The sequence below is a fragment of the Streptomyces sp. NPDC101152 genome (assembly GCF_044768275.1).
In the GTDB taxonomy this organism is placed as follows: domain Bacteria; phylum Actinomycetota; class Actinomycetes; order Streptomycetales; family Streptomycetaceae; genus Streptomyces.
Genome location: NZ_JBIWPO010000005.1, coordinates 305,572 through 326,443, shown reverse-complemented (window position 1 = coordinate 326,443; position 20,872 = coordinate 305,572). Strand labels below are relative to the sequence as shown.

The window sequence follows — 20,872 nt, the reverse complement described above, 5'->3', positions numbered from 1 at the left end:
CAGGAGACAGCAGTGGCCCGCCGCCCCCTCCCCCGCATCCTGAGCACAGGCAGCGCGCAGATCGCCCGGAGCCGGGAGCTGGCCCGGACGGCGGCCGACAGTGCCACCGACGTCCTCCATCCGCTGATCACGATCACGCGCGGTCTGCGCCGGCTGGCGGCCGCCGGACGGCGCAGATGGACCGAGACTCCCAAGGACAAGCGCGGGCCGCTGCTGTTCCTGGTGTCCTCGGTGGTCCTGGTCGTGGCGCTCGTGCCGTACGGCCCGCTGCTCGCCGCCATCGTCGTGATGGCGGCGGCGGCCTGGCAGGGCAGGGAGCGCAAACCGGCGGCGCAAGAAGGCCCCGACACCTCGCAGACCGAGCGCCTCAAGTCCCTGTACGAGGCCCTGGTCCCGTACTTCTCCACCCCCGAGGACCCCGCCCCCCTCTACGCGCACGGCGGCGAGTGGGAGAAGGTCTTCCCCACGTACGAGTTCGACGAGTCCGGGCGTGTCACCGAGATCGTCATCCGCTACCCGGCGTACTTCCCGGACGGCGAGTCCGAGGCCCGCGCGCGGATCGAGCAGTTGCTGCACGCCAAGTCGGGCCGCGGCCGCGAGTACCACTTCGCCTGGGACGAGGAGGGCAACCAGCTCACCGTCACCGTCCTGCCCCCGCTGCCCACCGACATCGCCGCCCAGCGTTTCGTCACGGCTCCGGGCGAGACGGTCCTGGGCTTCACCGACCCCTCCCAGGTCCAGCGCACTCTCCCCCTCACCTACGGCGCGGACCGGCGCGACGTCCCGCCGGTCGTGTGGCGCACGGGCGTGCGGTCCACCGAGCCGCACCTGCTGGTCATGGGCCAGCCGGGCAGCGGCACCTCGACCCTGCTGCGCTCGGTCGCCCTCCAGGCCCTCCAGCACGGCGACGTCGTGATCGTCGACGGCGGTGGCACCGGCGAGTACGCCTGGCTGACCGGCCGGGACGGCGTCCTAGCCGTCGAGTGCGGGCTGGCGGGAGCGCTGGCCAGTCTGGAGTGGGCGGCCACGGAAACGGAGCGCCGGCTCATCGCGGCCAACCGCGCCCGCCAGGCCGGTCACCCGCCGCCGGAGGACACCAGGCGCCCGCTGTGGATCCTGCTGGACCACCCGACCGCCTTCTCCCACCTCGCCGCAGCGGACGGCCGCAAGGACCCGCAGGCGCTGCTCCAGGTCCCGCTCCGGCACGGGCGCGCGGCGAACGTCACCGTGGTGGTGGCCGACCAGTTCGACAACGCGGACGCGCTGAGCGACGCGCTACGGCAGCACACCCGCGCGCGCGTGGTGCTCGGGCCCGCGACGACCGGGCAGTTGGAGACGGTGCTGGGGGCGCCGCCCCACACCACGCCGGTCGCGCACGTGCCTCCGGGACGCGGGTACGCCCGTCTGGGCTCGGGCCCCGTGCACCGGCTCCAGGTGCCGTCCACGCCGGACCCCTACGACGACGCGACGAGCGACGCGGACCGGCAGGCCGTACTGGCCCTGCTCCCGCCCCGGACCACCCCGGCCGACGGGGAGGGCCTCGCGGCCGAGGGCGTCGAGGCGGAGCCGGTGCCCGTGGAAGCCGTGGTGGCGGAGAGCCCCTAGACGCCGAAGCGGCTCGGAGGCTGGGGTTCAGGCGACGAACGTCCTCGGTGCCTCCCCGCCCCCCGTCGCCCCGGTCTCCACCAGCTTCGCCGCCGCAGCCAGCCGCACCGCCGCCTCGTCGGCGACCGCGCCGCCCACGGTGAACGGGAGGCGCACGTACCCCTCGAAGGCGCCGTCGACCCCGAAGCGCGGCCCGGACGGGACCCGTACGCCGACCCGCTCCCCCGCCTCCGCGAGCCGTGACCCGGACAGACCGCCCGTCCGCACCCACAGGGTCAGCCCGCCGGCCGGCACCTCGAACTCCCAGTCGGGCAGTTCCCGGCGCACCGCCGCGATGAGGGCGTCCCGGTTCTCCCGGGCCTGCTCGCGCCGCATGTCCACGGCCTGTTCCCAGCCCCCGGTGCTGAAGAGCCAGTTCACGGCGAGCTGCTCCAGCACGGGCGTTCCCAGATCGGCGTACGCCCGGGCGGCGACCAGGCTGCGGATCACGTCCGGTGCCGCGCGCACCCAGCCGATGCGCATGCCCGCCCAGAAGGCCTTGCTGGCGGAGCCGACGGTGATGACGCTGGACCCGGCGGGGTCGAAGGCGCACACCGGCCGCGGCATCGTCGCCGCCCCGAGCCCCTCGTCCAGCCACAACTCGCTCATCGTCTCGTCGGCGATGAGCACCGTGCCCGCCGACCGGGCCGCCTCCACGAGCTGCCTGCGCTGGTCCTCGCCGGCGAGCGCGCCGGTGGGGTTGTGGAAGTCGGCGACGATGTACGCGATCCGGGGTGCCGCGTCGCGCAGCACCTGACGCCAGCGGTCCAGGTCCCAGCCGGTGAGCCCCTCCGCCATCGCGACGGGCACCAGCCGGGCCCCGGCCTCCCGCATCAGCTGGAGGATGTTGGCGTACGAGGGCGATTCCACGGCGATCCGCTCACCGCGGCCCGCGAAGAGATGACAGATCGCGTCGATGGCGCCCATCGCCCCGGTGGTCACCATGATCTGCTCGGGCATCGTCGGGATCCCGCGCGCGCTGTAGCGCTCGGCGATCATCGAGCGCAGGGCGGGGAGCCCGGCCGGATAGTCGCCGTGTGTGTGGGCGTACGGCGGCAGTTCCTCCAGCGCGCCCTGGACGGCCCGGGTCAGCCACGGTTCGGGAGCGGGAAGCGCCGCGCAGCCCAGGTCGATCATCGAACCGAGGGCCTCGGGCGGAAGGGGTTCGAGCCCGCGCGCGGGGAGCGGGTTCCCGGCCGGTACGGCCGTCCAGCTGCCGGCGCCGCGCCGGGACTCCAGGAAACCCTCGGTGCGCAACGCCTCGTAGGCCGCCGCGACCGTCGTACGGCTGACCGACAGGGCCAGGGCCAGTTCGCGTTCGGCGGGCAGTCGGGCGGCCACCGGGACGCGGCCCTCCAACACCAGCAGCCGGATGCCGTCGGCCAGCGCCCGGTACGCGGGCGGACGGCGGGTGCCCGGTCCCGCCGGGCGGTCCTGCTGGGAGTTGAGCAGCCGGGCGAGCTGCGCCGCACCCATCGCCGAAGTCCAATGGGCCATGAGAATCAGTCCACCTTCCTTGAATTGGCCATGGATGACACTTCCACCCAAGCCCCAGGGTGACATGCACCAGGCCACTACGACCACAGGGGTACGACGTGAAGTCCGCGAAGCCCACGAAGGACCGTCTCGGGCGACGGTTGCTCCAGCTCTATGTCGGGCTCGCGCTGTACGGGGCGAGTGCCGCGCTGCTCGTCGACGCCGGCCTCGGACTCGAACCCTGGGGCGTGCTGCACCAGGGCCTGGCCCGGCTCACCGGCCTGACCATCGGCGTCGTGTCGATCATCGTCGGCGCGGCCGTACTGCTCCTGTGGGTCCCGCTGCGGCAGCGCCCCGGACTCGGCACGGTCTCCAACGTCTTCGCCGTCGGCCTCGCCATGGACGCCACCCTCGCCCTGGTGCCCGAGGTTCGTTCCCTGACCGTCCGCGTACCGCTCCTGCTGGCCGGCATCCTGCTCAACGGCGCGGCGACCGGGCTCTACATCTCCGCCCGGTTCGGACCCGGCCCGCGGGACGGGCTGATGACGGGGCTGCACCGCCGTACCGGCCGCTCGATCCGGCTGATGCGGACGGCCATCGAAGTGGCGGTCGTGGTGACCGGTTTCGCCCTCGGCGGCACCGTCGGCATCGGCACGGTCCTGTACGCGCTGTCCATCGGCCCGCTCGCCCAGCTCTTCCTGCGGGTGTTCGACGTCCCCCGGGCAGCCGCCGGCAGCACGGTCGTTGCCGAAGGGCAACCGCGGGGGGCGATACTGCGACCGTGACCACGCGGATACGCCACCCCTACCTCGATCATCCCGGCCCGATCGCCTTCGCCCACCGGGGCGGGGCCGCCGACGGTCTGGAGAACACCGTGTCGCAGTTCCGGCGGGCGGTGGCGGCGGGCTACCGCTACATCGAGACCGACGTGCACGCCACGGCCGACGGCAGGCTGGTCGCCTTCCACGACGCGACGCTGGACCGGGTGACGGACGGCGCCGGCCGCATAGCCGATCTGCCGTGGAAGGACGTGAGCCACGCGCGCGTGGCGGGCAGGGAGCCGGTTCCGTTGTTCGAGGAACTGCTGGAGACCTTCCCCGAGGTGCGCTGGAACGTGGACCTCAAGGCGGAGGCCTCGCTCCGTCCCTTCCTGGACCTGGTCGAGCGCACGCACGCGTGGGACCGCGTCTGCGCCGGCTCCTTCTCCGAGGCCCGGGTGATCCGCGCCCAGCGGCTGGCCGGGCCACGGCTGGCGACGTCGTACGGCACCCGGGGCGTGCTCAACCTCCGGTTGCGCTCCTGGGGCGTGCCGGCCGCGCTGCGCCGCTCTGCGGTCGCCGCGCAGGTTCCCGAGGCGCAGTCCGGCGTCCGGGTCGTCGACCACCGCTTCCTGCGGGCCGCCCATGCGCGCGGGTTGCAGGTGCACGTGTGGACCGTCAACGACGCCGATCGCATGCACCGGCTCCTGGACCTGGGAGTCGATGGCATCATGACCGATCACATCGACACGTTGCGCAAGGTCATGGAGGACCGCGGCGTCTGGGTGCCCCACCCCTGACACCGACGCCCCGCCGCCTTCGCGCGGGACATCCACGGGGAAGCGAGGGCACGGGTGAGCACCGAGACCGTGCGGGCCGAGGCCATCGACCGGCGGCGCGAGCAGCGCGGCTGGTACTTCTACGACTGGGCCTGCTCCGTCTACTCGACGAGCGTGCTCACCGTGTTCCTCGGTCCCTATCTGACGTCGGTCGCCAGGTCGGCGGCGGACGCGGCCGGGTACGTGCACCCGCTGGGCGTCCCGGTGCGGGCCGGGTCGTTCTTCGCGTACTGCGTCTCCGCCTCCGTCATCGTGTCGATCCTGGTGATGCCGCTGGTGGGCGCCGCCGCGGACCGCACGGGGCGCAAGAAGCCGCTGCTCGCCGCCTGCGCCTATGTGGGGGCGACCGCCACGACCGGCCTGTTCTTCCTGTCCGGGGACCGCTATCTGCTCGGCGGTCTGCTGCTGGTCGTCGCCAACTCGTCCGTGGCCGTCTCGATGGTCGTCTACAACTCCTACCTGCCGCAGATCGCGCCGCCCGAGGACCGGGACCGGGTGTCCGCACGCGGCTGGGCCTTCGGCTATGCGGCCGGTTCGACAATGCTCGTCGTCAACCTGGTGCTGTTCACCGCACACGACTCCTTCGGCCTGTCCGAGTCGACGGCCGTGCGCATCTGCCTGGCCTCCGCGGGCCTGTGGTGGGGCGCCTTCACGCTCGTACCGCTGCAGCGGCTGCGCGACGCCCGCACCGTGCCCTCCAGGCCGGCGGTCCACGGCTGGCGGCAACTCGCCGTCACCGTCCGCGGCATGCGCACCAAGCCCCTCACTCTCTCCTTCCTGCTCGCCTACCTCATCTACAACGACGGCATCCAGACCGTGATCTCCCAGGCGTCGGTGTACGGCTCCGAGGAACTGGGCCTGAGCCAGTCCACGCTCATCACAGCCGTCCTGATGGTCCAGGTGCTCGCGGTCGCGGGAGCCCTGGGAATGGGGCGGCTGGCGCGGACGTACGGGGCCAAGCGCACGATCCTCGGATCACTGGTGGCATGGACGGTGACGCTGGCGGCCGGGTACTTCCTGCCGGCCGGGGCTCCGGTGTGGTTCTTCGTCCTCGCGGCCGGCATCGGGCTGGTGCTCGGCGGCAGCCAGGCGCTGTCCCGCTCGCTGTTCTCCCATCTCGTCCCGCCGGGCAAGGAGGCCGAGTACTTCTCCGCGTACGAGATGAGCGACCGGGGAATGAGCTGGCTCGGTCCGCTGCTGTTCGGGATCACCTACCAGCTGACCGGAAGTTACCGGGACGCGATCATCTCGCTGGTGGTCTTCTTCGTCATCGGATTCGCCCTGCTCGCGCGGGTTCCGGTGCGGCAGGCGATCAACGATGCCGGCAATCCGGTTCCCGAGAGGATTTAGCACAGACAGCAAAAGAGCTGTAGTGTACGCGTTTGGCCTGCCAGGCGTACCGTTACTGCGCGTCAAAGATGCCGAAACGCTGGGTGACATCTGCTAGCAGATGTGACAAACCGGGCGCCGGTGGGTACAACAAGGGGCGGCTACGACGGCGACGCATGACCCGGAACGGGACTCGGAACGGGAATCTTTACCGCCGACCGGACGTTGACCGGATGACGACGACAGCGACACCTGTCCTGTGGGCGACAAGCCCGGGAGGCACGATTCATGAGTGAGCGAGCTCTTCGCGGCACGCGCCTCGTGGTGACCAGCTACGAGACGGACCGCGGCATCGACCTGGCCCCGCGCCAGGCCGTGGAGTACGCATGCGAGAAGGGGCACCGGTTCGAGATGCCCTTCTCGGTCGAGGCGGAGATCCCGCCGGAGTGGGAGTGCAAGGTCTGCGGGGCCCAGGCACTCCTCGTCGATGGCGACGGCCCGGAAGAGAAGAAGGCCAAGCCCGCGCGTACGCACTGGGACATGCTGATGGAAAGGCGCACCCGCGAGGAACTCGAAGAGGTCCTCGAGGAGCGTCTGGCCGTTCTGCGTTCGGGCGCGATGAACATCGCGGTCCATCCGCGGGACAGCCGCAAGTCGGCCTAGTCCCTGCCAGGGTCGAGGCGCACGACAACCGAAGCAAGTGACTGCGGGCGCCTACGTGAATTCACGTAGGCGCCCGCAGTCGTGTGTCCGTGGCGCGCTCAGCGGGTCAGCGGCGGGCGCGGCCCCTGCGGGGCGTCGCCGCCCGGCTCGTCGTGCCGGACGACCTCGCCCTGGACGACCTTGCCGTCGGGGCGGTGGATACGGGCCTGCTGGAAGGCACCCCCGAAGCCGCCCTCGGCGGCCTCGCGCAGCTTGCGGTCGACGGTGCGCTCCGTGTAACGGCCGAGGACCTTCTGGACGGGCGGGACCAGCAGGAGCAGGCCCACCGCGTCCGAGATGAGCCCGGGGATCATGAGCAGCAGGCCGCCCAGCATCATCAGGCCGTTGCCGCCGCCGCGCTGCGGGGTGCCGCCGCGCTGCAGCGCTTCGTTGAGATTCTGGAAGGCCCGGCGGCCCGCCTTCTTGATCACCGCGCCGCCCAGCACGAATCCGGCGAGCAGCACGAGAAACACGGTGAACCCGCTCGACGCCCCGGCGACCACGGTCAGCAGCCAGATCTCCAGCACCAGCCAGGCCGCGACGCCGAGCGGCAGGAAGGTCCGCAGCCGGGAGCGCCTGGGCCGGGCGGGGTACGTGGGGGTCGGAGCACCAGTCGTCATGCGTCCAGTGTGCCTGGCCCCGGCTCAGCGCGGGATAAGCGAACGATCAGGCCGCCCGATGAGCCCGTACACCTGTCCTGGTCAGGCCTTCTTCGCGCGGCCCGTGAGCTTGCCCACCCGCTCCGAGGCGCCCCACGCGGTGACCCGCCACAGGGCCTCGAGGAGGATGTCGCGGCTCATCTTGGAGTCGCCGAGTTCCCGCTCGACGAAGGTGATGGGGACCTCGACGACGTGGTAGCCGGCCTTGACCGCGCGGCGGGCGAGGTCGACCTGGAAGCAGTAGCCCTGGGAGGCGACCTGGTCCAGGCCGAGTCCCTCGAGCGTCTCCCGCCGGAAGGCGCGGTAGCCGCCGGTGATGTCCCGCAGCGGGAGGTCGAGGGCGAGGCGGGAGTAGAGGCTGCCGCCCCGGGAGATGAACTCACGCGACTTTGGCCAGTTGACGACCCGCCCGCCGGGCACCCAGCGGGAGCCGAGGACCAGGTCGGCGCTCTTGAGCGCGGTCAGCAGGCGGGGCAGCTCCTCGGGCTGGTGGGAGCCGTCGGCGTCCATCTCGACCAGCACGCCGTAGCCGTTGTCCAGGCCCCAGCGGAAGCCCGCGAGGTAGGCGGCACCCAGACCCTCCTTGCCCTTGCGGTGCAGCACCTGGACGTGGTCGTCCTCGGCGGCCAGCTCGTCGGCGAGCTTGCCGGTGCCGTCGGGGCTGTTGTCGTCGGCCACGAGGACATGCGCCTCGGGGACGGACTTGCGGACCCGGCCGACGATCTTCTTGATGTTCTCCGCCTCGTTGTAGGTCGGGATGATCACCAAGGCCGTACCGAGCGGGCCGTACTGCCTCTGACTGGCCTGTCCCGCGAGGGTTCCGTCGCCGTCGTTCACTGCTGCCCCTTCGTGTCCGTACACAGGTGTCCACCATAGTGGCCGGGGCCTGCGCGGACGTGACAGGTGGTTCGTATGGTGGTGTCGATTCCACAAGAGCGGGGTAAGACTCCCCGTTTCAGGCTCTTTTGCCCCCGCGGTGACCTCGCATGCCTGGCGGCCGCATGCTGCGGATGGGGGCCCGGCGCCCTTCGGGCCGACCTGGGACCCGCTGGCTGCGGGTCGACCGAGAGCCGTTGTCTACTGAACGACCGGGCCCCACCCGGGTCACACCTCCCCGTCCGGCCGGAACGTTCCCTCGCCGCGGCGCGGGCGCTGAGCCTGGCTCCCAGTGGCGGTGCCCCGGTGCGGCACACCGTCCCTGACCCAGCGGCGCCGCGGGCGAGCGCGCGGAAGTTCCCCGGTAGGGCGTCCGGTGGTGGACTCCGCCGAACCTACCGGCCCCCTGCCTCCGCCTGTCAACAGCCGTTTGACCTGCGCGTCTTCGACCAATGGCCTGGTCAGCGGGGCGGACGCGCAGGTCGCGCCGCGAGGCGCGGAAGCCCGATCGGACCTGCGCCGCCCCGGGAGATCACTCGCCCGGCCGTACGAAAACCGTCCGTCCGCCCACCACGGTGCGCAGGCAGACGGGCAGGTCACGGCCCGGGGCCAGGTCGGGCAGGCCCGGGGTGCCGGAGCGGGGATCGGTGGACCAGCGGGCGACCCGGTCGTCGGGGGCCTGGACCACCAGTTCGTCGGTGCGCCACACGGCGTAGTCCGCGGGGGCGCCGGGCACGAGCACGCCCGCGTCGTCCCGGCCCACCGCCCGCCAGCCGCCCCGTGTGTGGGCGGTGAAGGCGGCGCGGACGGAGACCCGGTGCTCGGGGGTGCGGTGGAAGGCGGCGGCGCGGACGGTGCCCCAGGGGTCGAGCGGTGTGACCGGGCTGTCGGAGCCGAAGGCGAGGGGCACGCCTGCCCGCAGCAGGGCCGCGAAGGGGTTGAGCGACCTCGCCCGCCCCGCACCCAGCCGCTGGGCGTACATGCCGTCCGCACCGCCCCACAGGGCGTCGAAGGCGGGCTGCACGGAGGCGGTCAGACCGAGCTCGGCGAAGGCGGCGATCGTCTCCGGCGTCAGCATCTCCGCGTGCTCGACGCGGTGCCGCGCCGCGCGGACCCGGGCGAGGCCCACCTTCTCGGCGGCGGCCCGGACGCCGTCGACGACGGTGGTCACGGCCGCGTCGCCGATGGCGTGGAAGCCGGCCTGGAGCCCGGCCTCGGTGCAGGCGACGACATGGGCGGCGACGGCGACGGCGTCGAGGTAGGCGGCGCCGTTGTGGCCGGCGTCCGCGTAGGGCTGGTGCAGACAGGCGGTGTGGGAGCCCAGGGCGCCGTCGACGAACAGGTCCCCGGCCGCGCCGGCCGCGCCCAGCTCACGGGCCTTCTCCACGTCCTGCTCGGCCCAGTAGCCGACGACGCGGGGGCTCGGTTCCTCGGCGGCGAGCCGCAGCAGTCCGCTGAAGTCGGCCTCGGAGGAGATCTCGGGCCCGCCGCACTCGTGAACCGAGCCGATGCCCAGGGAGGCCGCCCGGTCGAGGGCGGCGCGCTGGGCCCGGGCGCGCTGCTCGGGCGTCACGGCTGCGAACGCGGCCGCGCGGACGGCGTGGTGGGCGTCGCCGGTCAGCGGACCGTCCACGCCGCCGTGGTCCGGGGTGAGGTCCAGCAGCGCCGTCGTCACGACCGCCGAGTGGACGTCGATGCGGGACAGGTAGAGGGGACGGCCGCCGGTGGCCTCGTCCAGTTCGGCACGCGTCGGCGGGCGTCCGCCGGGCCACCGGGAGGCATCCCAACCGTGCCCGAGCAGGACACGGTCCCCGGGCCGACCGGCGGCGAAGCTCCGTACGAGGCCGAGGGCGGCCTCCAGGGAGGGCGCGTCGGACAGGTCGAGCCCGGTGAGCGCGAGCCCGGTCGAGGCGGTGTGCACATGGGCGTCGGTGAAGGCCGGCGTGACCAGGGCACCGTCCAGGTCGACCACCTCGTCGACCCCGTCGGCGAACGCGTCGGCGGCCCCTTCGGACCCGACCCAGGCGACCTGCCCGGCCTGAACGACCATCGCGGTCGCGAAGGGATCGGCGGGACTGTGGACCTCACCGCGGCGAAGCAGGACGGTGCCGGGCTCTGGGCTGCGCTCACTCATGGGCAACAGTCTCGCCCGTCGCCCGGGCGCCTCCTGACGCGGGGCGCTCCCAGTGCCGCGGCACTAGATCCTCGGTGGCCGTGCCTCGTACGGAGTCGACAGCACCACCGTCGTCCGGGTGGAGACGCCCGCCAGCGTCCGTACCCGGGCCAGCAGCTCCTCCAGCTCGTGCGGGGTGGCCACCCGCACCTTCAGGATGTAGTTCTCGTCCCCGGCGACGCTGTGGCAGGCCTCGATCTCGGGCACACCGGCGAGCCGGTCCGCGATGTCGTCCGGCGCGCTGGGATCGAACGGCTTGACCGAGATGAACGCGGTCATGGGCAGCCCGACGGCCTCCGGGTCGACCACCGCGGCATAGCCGCGGATGACGCCACGCTGTTCCAGCCGCCGCACCCGCTGGTGCACGGCCGACGTGGACAGGCCCGTGGCCTTGCCCAGGTCTGTGTAGCTCATCCGCCCGTCCTTGACGAGCAGCTGCACGATCTGACGGTCCAGCTCCTCCATGGCGCAAGAACCTACAGGGTGCTTGATCTCCACGGATACCTCAGCAGACCAGGTCATACCCGGTTCGTGATGTGGGCGGGAGCAGCCTGTGAGCCGTTCGGGGGGACAAAACGTCCACCAGGGGCACCTGCGAGCGGCATGTGACGAACGCCACATCCACCGGGGCATCTCCGTGATGGTCTCGTGATTACCGCCGAGAGCGGACGGGAAGTGCTTGCTGTGGTCGAGGCCGCAGTGCCTTCACGGCCCCAGCCCAAGGGGGAGTTATCCATGCAGAGTCTCAAGCGCCCTGGTCGCACCGCGTCCAAGCGGCTCCAGCCGGTGGTCGAGCCCGAGCCGGAGGGCGTCGAACCCGACGCCTACGACGACGAGGAACTCGACGCGTACGACACCTTCGAGATGTACCGGGTGGTCTGCCCGGACTGCGCGCAGCCCATCGCCCTGCTCGCCGACGAGGAGATCCTGCCGGAGCACGCGCTGTGCGCCTCGCCGTGGAACCCGTTCGGCCTCACCGTCTGCGCCGGCACGGGCCGCCGCGCCGCCGAGGCCCGCTCCGCGGACGAGTCGGCCGAGCCCCAGGAGCAGCACACCGCGCTTCTGTTGACGCTCCCCCAGGGACTCGACTGGCGGACGCAGCCGTTCTCGCACGTCGGCGGCCCGGGCTCGCGCCCGTTGCGCGTGCCGGTGTTGCGCCGTCAGGCCGCCTGAACCGCCTCGCTCACTCCCAGTACCTGCCCTGCACCATGGCGCGCAGGCTGTCGTGGTGCAGGATCAGTGTGTCCGGGTCGGCCGGGACGGCCGCCTCGCCGAAGTGCACCTGGCGGTAGGCGATGCGGAGCATCACGATGGCGTGCCGCAGGGCCGCGTACAGGGTGTGGAAGTCCATGTCGCGTGGGGTGTGACCGGTGAGTGCGGCGTACCGGGCCTCGACCCGGTCGCGGCGCAGGAAGTCCGGCAGGCCCTGCTGCCCGAAGGCTTCGGTCAGGTCCTGGAAGAAGCGGTGCAGGTAGACCGTCCAGCCGAGGTCGACCTCGCGCGGGGCGAGCGAGGCCATTTCCCAGTCCAGGACGGCGACGGGTTCGAAGCCGTCGTACACGATGTTCCCGATGCGCGCGTCGCCCCAGTTGAGCACCGGTGTGCCCGGATCGTCGGGCCAGCAGTCCTCCAGGCGGTCGAACGCGGCCTCGATGAGCGGGGAGCGGGCGCGTCCGTCGACGACCCAGTCGTAGTAGGCGCGTTGGGCGTTGACGTGACGACGCAGTGCGTCGCCGTCACCGGGTAGAGTGAGGAACTCGGCTGCTTCCGGGGGAACTTGGTCGTGCAGCCGGGCCAGCAGTCCGATCGAGGCCGCCTCCAGCCGCTCCCGTTCGGCGTCGCTCGCCGCGTGCAGCCAGTTGCCCTGGTAGGTGTACGGCATCACGTCCGGCGGCACGCGCCCCGCGACCCGTTCCATCACGAAGAAGGGCGCTCCGAGCGGCCCCGGATCCTCCTCCAGCCACAGCACCCTCGGCACCGGCAGGTCGGAGTGCTCGGCCACGAGGCGCATCGTGCGGTACTGGCGCGGCATGTCGTACACCGGGAAGACGGTGTACGCCGCCGGGTCCGCCGCGAGCCGCAACGCGCAGGAGGCCACGGGCGGTTCGGGGTGCTCGATGTCGAAGAGCAGGGTCTCGCTGGACAGCCCGTTGGACTCCGGGACGCTGACGCCGACCGCCTTGGCGCCGGGCAGCCGAGTGCCGAGCCAGGTGGTGAGGCGGCGGGCGAGCTCCTCCGGGTCACGGGTGGTGGTGCGGGGGCGGGGTGCCGTGGCCATGTCGTGAACCCCCTTACGGTGCGACCGACGTGAATTCCGTGAAACCGCTCGGGTCGTGCCGCCCGAACGAGCCGTGCTCGAAGATGCCGTACCCGACGTGTCCGTCCAGCCGGAAGCGTGCCGCGTGGTCGGTGACGCCGTACGCGGCGAGCGGGTGCGGCTGCGTCAGGTCGTACGTCCGCCGGTCCGTCCAGCCTCGCCCCTGCCAGGTGCCGTGCTGCCAGTCGTCGGCCGGCGGGTAGCCGGCGCCGACGGCGAGCGGCGTGGATATGAGGATCTCCGCCTCCAGCTCCTGGGGCTTGCGGAGGTCGCCGAGGTGGATGACGGCGCGTTCGGGCCGGCGGGTGCCGGAGCGGTAGGTGATCTCGGGCTGGGGCCAGCCGAGTTGGCGGTCGCGGTGGCCGGGGCGGACGAGGGTGGCGTCGTTGAGGGTGCGGTAGCCGTCGGCGTCCTCCTGGACGATCACCATCAGGAACCGGTCCTCGAAGCGGACCGGACACCACAGCCAGTGGAAGCCCTCGGTCGGCCGCTCCTCGGCGAACCGTCCGCCCTCCTCCCCCGGAATGGGCCGCACACCCCAGCTGCGGTCCCGGGTGCCGGTCCACTCCCGTGCGCTCACCCGGAACTCCTCGCCGGCCGCCCGGATGACGCCCTCCACGCCCCCCGCCTGCGCGAACCGGCGTCCTTCCAGGGTGAGCCGGTCGCCGCGGCGCTGGACGTGATGGGGTTCCCACAGGGCCGGGAAATCGGCGGTCCAGGTGAGGTCGTACGACAGCGAGTCGTCGTCGCTGATCAGCCGCAGGCGCCGCAGGGGCTCCGCCACCTCGATCCGCAGCGGCCCCACCGCGAGCCGCATGCGGTCCTCGCCGAGCGCGTCCGACGCGCGCACCGCGTGCAGGGAGTCCCCCACCCGCAGGGTCGCGTACGCGTCGACCACACCCACGTTCGGGTACACGCCGAGGCCGGCGATCAGCAGGGCGCGGCCTTCGTGGTCGAGGACGTGGAAGATGCAGCGGTCGTAGGCGTTGCGGTCCCCGGTCGCCACGTACCGCATGGACAGGGGGACCTGGTGCACGGGGTACTCGTCGAGCGGTACGGGACGGTCGTCGGCCATGCCTCACCTCCCTGGAGACGGCGTGGCTGACGGTACGTCAGACGGCGGCCGGTGACCAGGGGCGGGCCGCGAACTCACGCTCGATACGTGGGATCGGTGACCTGTCCGAGCCCTGCCGCGTTGACCTGGTATGACCCCCACCTCTTCAGCGACCGGGCGTCAGCGCCGTATCTTCGTCCCGCCACCCGCAAGAACGGTTCCGCCTGCCCCTGCGCCGGTCCAGGACCCGCCGATCTACCGTGATCTGCTGCGCGCCTGGGCCGACCGGGGCCGCACCCTGCCGGGCCGCCACGACCCGGAGTGGGTCAGGCTGGCGGCCCCGCAGGTCCTGCCGGGACAGTTCAGCGGGTTTCCGGGCCCGCGAGGTGCCGGGCGATGACCATCCGCTGGATCTGGTTGGTGCCCTCGACGATCTGCAGCACCTTGGCCTCGCGCATGTAACGCTCGACCGGGAAGTCCGCGGTGTAGCCGTATCCGCCGAGCACCTGGACGGCGTCGGTGGTGACCCTCATCGCGGTGTCGGTGCAGTGCAGCTTGGCCATGGCCGCCTGCTTGGCGAAGGGCCGGCCCGCATCGCGCAGCCGCGCCGCGGACAGGTACAGAGCGCGGCCCGCCTCGATCTGGGTGGCCATGTCGGCGAGCAGGAAGCGCAGCCCCTGGAAGTCGGCGATCGGCCGCCCGAACTGCTGCCGCCCGGTGGCGTAGGCGACCGCCTCGTCGAGGGCCGCCTGGGCGAGGCCGATCGCGCAGGCCGCGATGCCGAGCCGGCCGGAGTCGAGCGAGGCCAGGGCGATCGCGAAGCCCTGCCCCTCGTCCCCGATGCGCCGCTCGTCGGGCACCCGCACCCCGTCGAAGTGGACCTGTGCGGTGGGAGAGCCCTTCAGGCCCATCTTCTTCTCGGGCGCCGCGCCGGTCAGCCCCTCGGCGTCGCCGGGCACCAGGAAGGCGGTGATCCCGCGCGGGCCGTCCTCGCCGGTGCGGGCCATGACGGTGTAGAAGTCCGCGATCCCGCCGTGGGTGATCCAGGCCTTGGTGCCGTCGATCACCCAGTCCTCGCCGTCGCGTACCGCCCGCGTGCGCAGGGACGCGGCGTCGGAGCCGGAGGACGGCTCCGAGAGGCAGTACGCCCCGAGCAGGCCGCCGCCGAGCATCATGGGCAGGTGTTCGACCTGCTGCTCCTTGGAGCCGTAGGCGGCGAGGGCGTAGGAGGCGAGGGTGTGCACGCTGAGGCCGAGGCCGACGGTGAGGCGGGCCGCGGCGAGCTCCTCCAGCACCTGGAGGTAGACCTCGTACGGCTGGTCGCCGCCGCCGTACTCGGAGTCGTACGGCAGTCCGAGCAGTCCCGACCTGGACAGCAGGGTGAAGACCTCGCGCGGGAAGCGTCCGGCGTCCTCCTCCTGGGCCGCGCTGGGCGCGATCTCGCGCTGGGCGATGTCGCGGACGAGCGAGATCAGGTCCCGGGCCTCGTCCGTGGGCAGTTGACGGTCCACCGGCTGCGGGGCGTGGTCGGGCATGGCGACGCTCTCCTCCCTGTTTCGGGCACATCGGCCGACGTGCGCCTTGGGTGGGGGCGGCTCCGCCGGGTCTTCCTCGGACCCAGCCGGTGGCCTGCTCTCCCGGGTCTCGGAAGCTGCTGACCAGCGGCTGTGCGCTGTGAGTATGCCCGATCGAAGGCATCCCGTCACCGGTTAACGACCGCTCACTTCAAGAATATCGCGCACGGCACGAAGGGCACGTCGACCGCAGCGGAACGCCTTCTCGGTCAGGAGTCGCGGCGGGCCGGGGAGGGGGCCGGGTAGGCGGGGTCCAGTTCCTCGATCGCGCGCATGGAGGCGCCGAGGGTCTTGGTCAGCAGCTCGCGCATCTGGTCGCGGGTCAGCGCGGGGCGGTCGATCCAGTCGAGGGTGGCGCCTTCGACGCTGCACACCCAGGCGAACAGGCCCATGCGGGCTATCGGGGCGATGTCGGTACGGCCGTACGCCCCGTCGGCGATGGTCGCGACGATCGCCTCCCGCACCCCGTCCCGGATGGCCTGCACCTCGGTGTCGAAGCCGACGCCGCCGCTGACGATCGTGCGGTAGGCAGCCTGGTTGTGCTCGGCCCAGCGCAGGTAGCTCTCCATGGTGCGGTGGACCCGGTCCAGCTGCTCCAGCTCGAGGCCGCTCGCCGCGAAGTTGATCAGGTCGGCGACGGAGTCGTGGATGATCGCCAGGTAGTAGCCCCGCTTGGACTGGAAGTAGTAGTAGATCAGACCCTTGGCGACGTGCGCCTGCTTGGCGATGTCGTCCATCGACAGTGCGTCGTAGGACGTGTCGGCGAACAACTTCCGCCCGATGGCGATGAGTTCGGCGCGGCGCGCCACTGAGCGCTCGGTGCCGCGCGCCCGGGGACGGGCGGCATCGCTCGGTTCGCTGATCTTCAATTTCGACCCTGGTCTCGGGCGGGGGGGGCGGGACATCCGCAGTATGTCAGAACAACAACGGCCATTCGTTCGACTCTGATCGACGAGCGGGTGGTCGGCCGGCCGGTCAGCGCACGCCGACCGCCGCGAGCGCCGCGCGTCGGCGGGCACCGGGCCGCGCCGGGAAGTAGAGGTAGCAGACACCGCCGGTGCCGGAGACGACCTTGCCGGATGCGTTGTACCGCTTGGTGCGCAGCCAGATGTTCTCGAACTCGCGCCGCTGGTAGATCCGTCGCACCGCCTCGTCGTTCGGGGAGGCCGGGTCGTTGGCGATCACGTCACCGTCCGCCGTGAAGCCGATGACGGTCATCAGGTGCCCGGAGGTGCCGTAGCCCGCCCCCGTCAGTTCCTCCTTGAGGAAGGACTGGGACGTGATGGCCGGGATGCCGGCCGCGATCAGGGTCTCGAGGTCGGTGAGCGAACCGAGCCGGGTGACCACGCTCTGCAGGCCGTCGAAGGTGGCCGCGTAGGCGGCGTTGAAGGGCCAGTTGCCGCAGCCCTGGTACTGGTAGTCGTAGGTGAAGCGGGCCGCGTGGTCGACCTGCGGGTCGGCGTAGCTCGGGTCCACCCAGGCCAGTTGCTCAGGGGTGAGCCGGCCGCCCCAGTACTCGATGATCATCTGCGAGGAGGTGGGGCTGCACCAGGCCTCGCCGCCGTTGTCGTACTCGGGGTACTGGCCCTTGTGGATCTCCTGCGAGTAGCGCGGGACGATCAGCTCCCGGGCGAGGCCCGGGGTGGAGGCGGGGACGGTGAAGCGGTCCGGGATGTCGGAGCCCATGGCACCGAGCCGCCACACGGTGGGGGTCAGCTGCGTGCCGGGCCTGCGGTAGAGGGTGAGGCGCAGGCGGTACGACACCAGGCGCAGGCCGGTCGTCGCGTCGTCGATGGCGAAGGTGTCGGTCCAGACGGTGCTCTTGTGGTCCGTCTGGCCGTCGACCGAGGTCCGCTTGATGTCCTGGTCGCCGGCCGCCCAGCGGCCCATCACGTACCAGGGTGTCTCGGTGCCGTCGGAGTACGTGCCGTGGAGTTCGACCTGGAGCCAGGTGCCGGCCGGGGTGTGCGCGTTCCAGGAGGCGACCACCTCGGTGGCGGGGACGCGGAGCCGGTGGAGCGGCGAGGTCCAGGTCGCGTACTCCCAGGTCGCGGTGGTACCGGTGTGCGGGTCCTGGTAGTCGGTCGTGCCGGCGGGGGCGCCGATCACCACGCCGGGGCGCCGGCCGCCGACGGCACGGGTGCCCTGCTCTGCGCCGGCGCACCAGTCGGGGTACGAGGTCCAGGCGTGGTAGTCGACCATGGGGGTCCCCCCGCTCGAGCGAAGCCGAGAGTGGGGGAGGGCCGGCGCCTTCGCCGAGTCCGCGGCACGGGCCACGCCCATGGAGACCGAGGGGCCCACCACCGCCGCGGCGACCGCGACGGACAGGACCGTTCTGCGGGACGGCTGTTCGGCTCTGCTCATGGGTGGAGCTACCCCCAGGTGTCCGATTCCGAGTGGGTCCGGTTCACGCCAACTATGTCCGCAGGAGGGGCCCGCTGCCAGCACTTCGGGCCTGCCACGCCCAGGATTATTGGTCTGAACCACTGGCATGACCCGCTGAACCGTCAGTAGACTTCCACCGCCGCGCACCGCCGCCCCCGAGGAACAGGCCATTCACGAACTCGCCTCCCGGCTCCGCCGCCTCCCCCCGTCCTGCGGTCCGGTCCGCCTGGTCGGGGTCGACGGACACGCGGGCTCCGGCAAGTCCACGTTCGCCGCCCGGCTCGCGCACGCGCTCGGCGACGCGCCGGTGCTGCACCTCGACGACATCGCCAGCCACGACGAGCTGTTCGACTGGACCGGACGCCTGCTCACCCAGGTGATCGAGCCGTTCCGCCGGGGCGGCACCGCGCACTACAAGCCCTATGACTGGCGCACCCGCCGCTTCGGCTCGCCCCGGCCGCTGCCCCCCGCCCCCGTGGTGCTGGTCGAGGGGGTCGGCGCCGGCCGGCGCGCACTGCGCCCGCATCTGGCGTCCCTGCTGTGGATGGAGCTGCCGCGCGAGGACGCCTGGACGCGGGGACGGCGGCGGGACGGTGCGGAACAACGGGAGTTCTGGGCCGGATGGGTCCGCGCGGAACAGGCGCACTTCGCCGAGGACCCTTCACGTCCCTTCGCCGATGCCCTGGTACGGCAGTGTGCGACGGGGTACGAGGTGCTTCCGGGACCTGGGAAGACACTTGGACCGGACCAGTCCATCACGGAGGGTGACGGGCCATCGGCAGTGTGCTGATCTGGTGAAGACGCCCGTCGGAGAACTTCCCGGAGTGCCTCAACTCCGCTTGACCGGGGGGCCGTACAGGTCTTACGTTCTCAATGTGCGGCCGACGGAGGCCGTCCCGATGTCGCGAAGCCCCCGGTTGTTCCCCCGTGATCGGGGGCTTCGTTCTGCCCTCATCCCCCTCTTCCGGACGCCGTGTGCCGCCTTTCGCTCACCCACGGTCACCGTCCGATCCGGGTCCCATCTGCTCCCACCTCGTCAAACGTCCTGTGCGGCACCCTTCGGCGGGCGACACCGGCGCGGGTACCATGCCCTCGGTGCGACCTATGAGCGGCTGTGCGCGCACCGCAACTCCGGTCCGCGGCACGGCGGTTCGATCAAGGAGGCCACCGGGTGACCGCCCGGCGGCCAACCGACGGGGGCACGGTTTGTGGGGGACGTGATGGACTTCGGCACGCAGGGCCCCGAGGCCCCGGCCGACCTCGCCTGGCTGCGAGGCGTGGACGCCTACACCATGGGCGCCTATCCACAGGCGGAGGAGGAGTTCCGGGCCGCGGTGCGGATGGATCCCGGGATGGCCGACGGCTGGCTCGGGCTGCACGCGCTGCGCGTCGACACGACGACGGCGCTGCTGCGGATGTTCCGGCACCGGGACCGCTTCGGGGAGCAGCGCGCGCGGCACCGCCGCTCACTCAACTCCTGGTACTGGCTGGGCTGGTGGGTGCAGCCGGTGCTGGAGAGCCCACGTGACCTGCTGCTCGCGCACGCCTCGCACTGGCTGGACGGCCGGCATGTTCCCGAGCTGGACCGGGCGCTCGCGGGTCTGCCGCCCGTCGACGCCGACCACCAGGTCCGCTTCCTGCACGCCTGCCGCGCCTACCTGGTCAAGGACTGGGACCAGCTCGTCCGGCACACCGACCCGCTGATCGACGACCCGCTGCTGGGCATCGAGGCGGGCCTGTTCGGCGGGATGGCGCGGGTCCGCCTGGAGATGTACGGGCAGGCCGAACCCCTGCTCTCGGCGGCACTGATGCGCTGTCGCAGCGAGCAGCCGCAGCGCAAGGAGCTGCGGTACTGGCTGGCGCGGGCCCACGAGGGCACGGGCCGTTCGGCCGCCGCGCTGCCCCTGTACCGGTCGGTGCACCGCGTCGACCCCGCCTTCATGGACACCTCGGCCCGGCTCGCCGCGATAGCCGAGGGCGACGGCTACGACGACCCCGCCGACCTCGCGGCGATCACCCTGTCCGGGGTCCAGGACGGCCTGGACGGCCCGGACGCCCTCGATCCGCTCTTCGGCACGGAAGGGCGCGACCTCAGGCTTCCCGAGGCCGACCTCCCGCCGGTCGGTCCGCTGCCGTCGACGATCGACCCCCTGGTGCGCGAGAAGACCGCCGGCGGCTCACCGCTGCCCGCCGGGCCCACCGACCCGGCCCTGCTCGAGCAAGCGCTGGCCGAGCTCGAACGCATGGTGGGTCTGGAGCCGGTGAAGCGCCAGGTGAAGGCGTTGTCGGCCCAGTTGAACATGGCGCGGCTGCGCGCCGGGCAGGGTCTGCCGGTCCAGCCGCCCAAACGGCACTTCGTCTTCTCCGGCCCCTCCGGCACCGGCAAGACCACGGTCGCCCGCATCCTCGGTCGCGTGTTCTACGCCCTCGGGCTGCTCGGCGGCGACCATCTCGTGGAGGCGCAGCGGGCCGACCTGGTCGGCGAGTACCTGGGCCAGACGGCCGTGAAGGCCAACGAGCTGATCGACTCCGCGATCGGCGGCGTGCTGTTCGTCGACGAGGCCTACTCGCTCTCCAACTCCGGTTACGGCAAGGGGGACGCGTACGGCGACGAGGCCCTGCAGGTGCTGTTGAAGCGGGCCGAGGACAACCGGGACCACCTGGTCGTGATCCTGGCCGGCTATCCGGAGGGCATGGACCGTCTGCTGGCGGCCAACCCCGGCCTGTCGTCCCGCTTCACCACCCGCGTCGACTTCCCCTCCTACCGTCCCCTCGAACTCACCTCGATCGGCGAGGTGTTGGCCGCCGAGAACGGGGACGTGTGGGACGAGGAGGCCCTGGACGAGCTGCGGTCCATCGCCGGGCACGTGGTGGACCAGGGCTGGATCGACGAGCTGGGCAACGGACGGTTCCTGCGGACGCTGTACGAGAAGAGCTGCGCCTACCGGGACCTGCGGTTGTCGACGTACCCGGGGATGCTGTCGCGGGACGACTTGTCGACGTTGCGGTTGCCGGATCTGATGCAGGCCTACGGGGAGGTGCTGTCGGGGCGGGGGCCGCAGGACCCTTCGGGGATGTGAGCCCCG

Annotated in this window: 18 protein-coding genes; 8 read left to right on the top strand and 10 right to left on the bottom strand. The window is 72.0% G+C overall.

Translation table 11 applies throughout. The features are described from left to right. Nucleotides 1-12: 12 nt before the first annotated feature. Nucleotides 13-1,605, top strand: a complete 1,593-nt coding sequence (locus ACIRVK_RS09585) for a hypothetical protein (RefSeq protein ID WP_404244876.1) — start codon at nt 13-15, stop codon at nt 1,603-1,605. Nucleotides 1,606-1,632: 27 nt separating this feature from the next. Here ACIRVK_RS09585 and ACIRVK_RS09580 read toward each other — a convergent pair whose 3' ends face one another. Beyond that, nucleotides 1,633-3,141, bottom strand: coding sequence for a PLP-dependent aminotransferase family protein (locus ACIRVK_RS09580; protein WP_404244875.1), 1,509 nt, complete (start codon nt 3,139-3,141; stop codon nt 1,633-1,635). A gap of 98 nt (nt 3,142-3,239) precedes the next feature. Here ACIRVK_RS09580 and ACIRVK_RS09575 point away from each other — a divergent pair, with 98 nt between their 5' ends. From ACIRVK_RS09575 to ACIRVK_RS09560, 4 genes are all read left to right on the top strand, one after another. Further along, nucleotides 3,240-3,905 carry a YitT family protein gene (locus ACIRVK_RS09575; protein WP_404244874.1) on the top strand — a complete coding sequence of 222 codons (666 nt, stop codon included), beginning with the start codon at nt 3,240-3,242 and terminating at the stop codon, nt 3,903-3,905. Continuing rightward, nucleotides 3,902-4,678, top strand: coding sequence for a glycerophosphodiester phosphodiesterase (locus ACIRVK_RS09570; RefSeq protein ID WP_404244873.1), 777 nt, complete (start codon nt 3,902-3,904; stop codon nt 4,676-4,678). The genes ACIRVK_RS09575 and ACIRVK_RS09570 overlap by 4 nt, the downstream gene beginning before the upstream one ends. Nucleotides 4,679-4,732: 54 nt before the next feature. Next, complete coding sequence (locus ACIRVK_RS09565) at nt 4,733-6,067, top strand: MFS transporter (protein ID WP_404244872.1); 1,335 nt, start codon at nt 4,733-4,735, stop codon at nt 6,065-6,067. A gap of 267 nt (nt 6,068-6,334) precedes the next feature. Beyond that, nucleotides 6,335-6,709 carry an RNA polymerase-binding protein RbpA gene (locus tag ACIRVK_RS09560; RefSeq protein WP_003977404.1) on the top strand — a complete coding sequence of 125 codons (375 nt, stop codon included), beginning with the start codon at nt 6,335-6,337 and terminating at the stop codon, nt 6,707-6,709. 98 nt (nt 6,710-6,807) lie between these two features. Here ACIRVK_RS09560 and fxsA read toward each other — a convergent pair whose 3' ends face one another. The 4 genes from fxsA to ACIRVK_RS09540 form a co-directional block, all read right to left on the bottom strand. After that, entirely contained in the window at nt 6,808-7,368 is a 561-nt protein-coding gene (fxsA, locus tag ACIRVK_RS09555; protein WP_404244871.1) for an FxsA family membrane protein, read from the bottom strand. Between the two features lie 81 nt (nt 7,369-7,449). Further along, complete coding sequence (locus tag ACIRVK_RS09550; protein WP_404244870.1) at nt 7,450-8,244, bottom strand: polyprenol monophosphomannose synthase; 795 nt, start codon at nt 8,242-8,244, stop codon at nt 7,450-7,452. Nucleotides 8,245-8,815: 571 nt separating this feature from the next. Beyond that, nucleotides 8,816-10,417 carry an amidohydrolase gene (locus ACIRVK_RS09545; protein ID WP_404244869.1) on the bottom strand — a complete coding sequence of 534 codons (1,602 nt, stop codon included), beginning with the start codon at nt 10,415-10,417 and terminating at the stop codon, nt 8,816-8,818. A gap of 63 nt (nt 10,418-10,480) precedes the next feature. Further along, entirely contained in the window at nt 10,481-10,921 is a 441-nt protein-coding gene (locus tag ACIRVK_RS09540; RefSeq protein ID WP_093768230.1) for an Lrp/AsnC family transcriptional regulator, read from the bottom strand. Between the two features lie 270 nt (nt 10,922-11,191). Here ACIRVK_RS09540 and ACIRVK_RS09535 point away from each other — a divergent pair, with 270 nt between their 5' ends. Further along, nucleotides 11,192-11,629: a hypothetical protein gene (locus ACIRVK_RS09535; protein WP_404244868.1), complete on the top strand. Its 438-nt coding sequence runs from the start codon at nt 11,192-11,194 to the stop codon at nt 11,627-11,629. Nucleotides 11,630-11,639: 10 nt separating this feature from the next. On the opposite strand, the gene ACIRVK_RS09530 is transcribed toward ACIRVK_RS09535, so the two are convergent. From ACIRVK_RS09530 to ACIRVK_RS09510, 5 genes are all read right to left on the bottom strand, one after another. Continuing rightward, nucleotides 11,640-12,734, bottom strand: coding sequence for a phosphotransferase family protein (locus tag ACIRVK_RS09530; protein ID WP_404244867.1), 1,095 nt, complete (start codon nt 12,732-12,734; stop codon nt 11,640-11,642). 13 nt (nt 12,735-12,747) lie between these two features. After that, a complete protein-coding gene (locus tag ACIRVK_RS09525; protein ID WP_404244866.1) occupies nt 12,748-13,848 on the bottom strand; it encodes a hypothetical protein in 1,101 nt (366 codons plus the stop codon). 341 nt (nt 13,849-14,189) lie between these two features. Next, entirely contained in the window at nt 14,190-15,362 is a 1,173-nt protein-coding gene (locus ACIRVK_RS09520; protein ID WP_404244865.1) for an acyl-CoA dehydrogenase family protein, read from the bottom strand. A 248-nt stretch (nt 15,363-15,610) separates the two neighbouring features. Beyond that, nucleotides 15,611-16,306: a TetR/AcrR family transcriptional regulator gene (locus ACIRVK_RS09515; RefSeq protein ID WP_404244864.1), complete on the bottom strand. Its 696-nt coding sequence runs from the start codon at nt 16,304-16,306 to the stop codon at nt 15,611-15,613. 70 nt (nt 16,307-16,376) lie between these two features. Then, nucleotides 16,377-17,765 carry a peptidase C39 family protein gene (locus tag ACIRVK_RS09510; RefSeq protein WP_404244863.1) on the bottom strand — a complete coding sequence of 463 codons (1,389 nt, stop codon included), beginning with the start codon at nt 17,763-17,765 and terminating at the stop codon, nt 16,377-16,379. 190 nt (nt 17,766-17,955) lie between these two features. Here ACIRVK_RS09510 and ACIRVK_RS09505 point away from each other — a divergent pair, with 190 nt between their 5' ends. Together ACIRVK_RS09505 and ACIRVK_RS09500 are read left to right on the top strand one after the other, a co-directional pair. Next, nucleotides 17,956-18,576: a uridine kinase gene (locus tag ACIRVK_RS09505; protein WP_404244947.1), complete on the top strand. Its 621-nt coding sequence runs from the start codon at nt 17,956-17,958 to the stop codon at nt 18,574-18,576. Between the two features lie 430 nt (nt 18,577-19,006). Beyond that, nucleotides 19,007-20,866: an AAA family ATPase gene (locus tag ACIRVK_RS09500; protein WP_404244862.1), complete on the top strand. Its 1,860-nt coding sequence runs from the start codon at nt 19,007-19,009 to the stop codon at nt 20,864-20,866. The last annotated feature ends 6 nt before the right edge of the window (nt 20,867-20,872 follow it).